We start from the raw sequence: 2,370 nt of genomic DNA, 5'->3' as shown, positions 1-2,370 counted from the left end.
GGCTGTCTTGGCCGAACAGCCGCACCGGCAAAGCCCGGTGCACGAGCCGCTGGCCGCGCCGGCGGTCGTTTCGACGCCTGCACGGATCCACCTTCTGACCTTCGTCACCCAACAGGGACGTCGATCCGGCCGAACTTCCCGGCACCACTCGTCTCCACCCGTGTTTCGCCCCAGCCCGTAGCAGCTCTGAACCGTCTTTCATCACTGGCATGGCGTCGGCTGTGCCATCGGACGCAGTGAAGCCGGGAGATCAGGCGATGGCTCGGACGGCTCGGAGTGTCCGCACCAGGTCACGGGGCGCCAGTCAAGACCACGGCATGTTCACAGCGTGATCGATGTGGGCGTCGTCGAGGAGGCGGGCGCCGACGGCGTCGGCATTGAAATCGTCGACCAGCCCCGAGGCGGCTGCGCCGTCGTGTCCGAGGTGGCGCAGGTCGGCGGCTTTCGCGCGGTCGAGGTTCTTGCGGGTCATCCTGACGACCTCCGCGTCGATCTGCTCCGGAGGTCGCCCGTGCCGGATGGATCGAGGTGGTGAACCCCGGCGGCGCGAGATCACTGGACGTGCCGTGCCCGGAGCTAGCAAACCACTCTGTCCCGGCCGGGCACGGCAACCGATACTCGGTGTGCGACGGGCCACGCGGTGGCCGCCTGCGTCCAGATCACCGACGGCCCCTGAGGGTGCCGAGAAATCATCCGCCCAGGTCATGAGCTTGACCACCAACCATGGGCCGTCTGCGGCCCCGCCACACGCACCGGCGGTGGAGGGACGGCATCATGATCTTCCGTGCTGCTGCACCTGGCTTACCTCGCCGCGACGAACACCTTCACGCTCCTGCGCCTGCTGCCGATGCGCGACCGAGACAAAGACATCGAAATCCTCGCACTAAGGCACCAACTGCTGGTACTGCAACGCCAGGTCGGCAAGCCCACGTTCACCGAAACCGACCGAATGGTGCTCGTCGGCTTGCTCCACCACGTGCCGCGGGAGAAGCTGCGCCACCTCCTGCTACTGGCACGCCCGGACACGATCTTGCGCTGGCACCGTGACCTGCTCAAGCGGCGCCATGCCGCGACCTGCACACCCGGACACCGCGGGCAACCGCCCACGGTCCGTTCGATCCGCACGCCACTCCTCCGCCTCGCCCGCGAAAACAGCTCGTGGGGGTATCGCCGGATTCACGGTGATCTAGCGACACGGGGCATCAAGCTCGCCGCCCCCACCGTCTGGGAAATCCTCCGCGAGCACGGCATCCCACCCGCGCCCGAACGCCAGAGCACCACCTGAGCCGCCTTCCCACGCAGCCAAGCCAACGCGCTGCTCGCCTGCGTCTTCTTCAAGACCCGCACCCTGACCGGGGCACGCCTCCATATCTTCGCGATCACCGAGCACGCCACCCGGCGCATCCGGATTCTGGGCGCCACCGCACATTGATCTGGAGTCAGGCCCACCTCCTCCACACACTGCGCGAGTTCGAGGACTTCCACAACGAGCATCGACCGCACCGGGCGCTCGGTCACGCCGCGCCGCTGCACGCACTACCCGCACCGATCAATGATCAGGGCAGGTCACTCGCCTCGACGTCCGTCGACACGATCGCCTCGACGGAGTCCTCCATGAGTACCGATATGCCGCATGACCAGCACGGATGCTCTATCGGCACCAGCACCTCGTGAGCGCGGGTGCGACGTGGCAGGGCTTCGTGGCGGAAGTCCGTCATCAGGTGCGCTCCTCCCCCGCCAGCGCCGCCTCCAACGCGGTCGGCAATCGGTCGGCCCACGGGCGTGCCTCCTCGATCTGCGCGGTTAGCTGAGGCAGCGTCAGGTCCTCGCCGAAGCCGCCCACCAGGTGGATGCCGATCGGCAGTCCCTCCTCGTTCCACGAGAAGGGAACGGACATCGACGGCTGGCCCGTCTGATTCGCGACAAACAGGTACGGATAGTACGCACCCTCCCGTTCGAGGATCTTTTCCGGCTCTCCCTCGACGAGGTTTCCGAGCGGCACGGGCGGCATCGCGAGCGTCGGGGTGAGCCAGACGTCGAAGTGCTGGAAGAAGGCGCCGAGTTGCCGCTCGATCCGGTGGTTGACGTTGACGGTGCGGATGTGATCGGCGGCCGAGCGGCGCATACCGAGCTCCCGCAGGTAGGCGTTGACCGGTTCGATCTCGCCTGCCTCCGGCTCACGTCCCAGCCGCTCGACCCACTCCGCGATCCATGCCGCTGTACCATCAGCCCACGACTCGAGTCCCGCCTGCCCGGCGGCTTCAACGTCGTACTCAGGCTCAACAACTTCGTTAGCTATCCCGGGTGTTGTGCTCGTATAGTTCTGTGCATGGAGTTGCTGCGGTTGTCCAAGGCTGCGAAGCGTCTCGG

The 2,370-nt window shown here is 66.7% G+C and carries 2 protein-coding genes and 1 pseudogene; 1 reads left to right on the top strand and 2 read right to left on the bottom strand.

Annotated elements, in window-relative coordinates:
• Positions 1 to 304 precede the first annotated feature (304 nt).
• Positions 305 to 472, bottom strand: a complete 168-nt coding sequence (locus tag AB0M27_RS47445; RefSeq protein ID WP_365732410.1) for a hypothetical protein — start codon at positions 470 to 472, stop codon at positions 305 to 307.
• A 312-nt stretch (positions 473 to 784) separates the two neighbouring features.
• On the opposite strand from AB0M27_RS47445, the pseudogene AB0M27_RS47440 reads away from it, so the two are divergent.
• Positions 785 to 1,637 (top strand): annotated as a pseudogene (locus AB0M27_RS47440) (helix-turn-helix domain-containing protein).
• 80 nt (positions 1,638 to 1,717) lie between these two features.
• Here the strand turns inward: AB0M27_RS47440 and AB0M27_RS47435 are convergent.
• A partial coding sequence (locus AB0M27_RS47435; RefSeq protein WP_365732409.1) for an amidase family protein occupies positions 1,718 to 2,370 on the bottom strand: 653 nt, incomplete at its 5' end.

Source organism: Streptomyces sp. NPDC052107, from assembly GCF_040680215.1.
Lineage (GTDB): Bacteria > Actinomycetota > Actinomycetes > Streptomycetales > Streptomycetaceae > Streptomyces.
The sequence above is the reverse complement of the archived record's forward strand: the minus strand, read 5'-3'. Positions and strand labels throughout refer to the sequence as shown.

Coding starts and splice junctions, on each gene's coding strand:
- AB0M27_RS47445 (WP_365732410.1), bottom strand. CDS start 472: ATGACCCGCAAGAACCTCGACCGCGCGAAAGCCGCCGACCTGCGCCAC.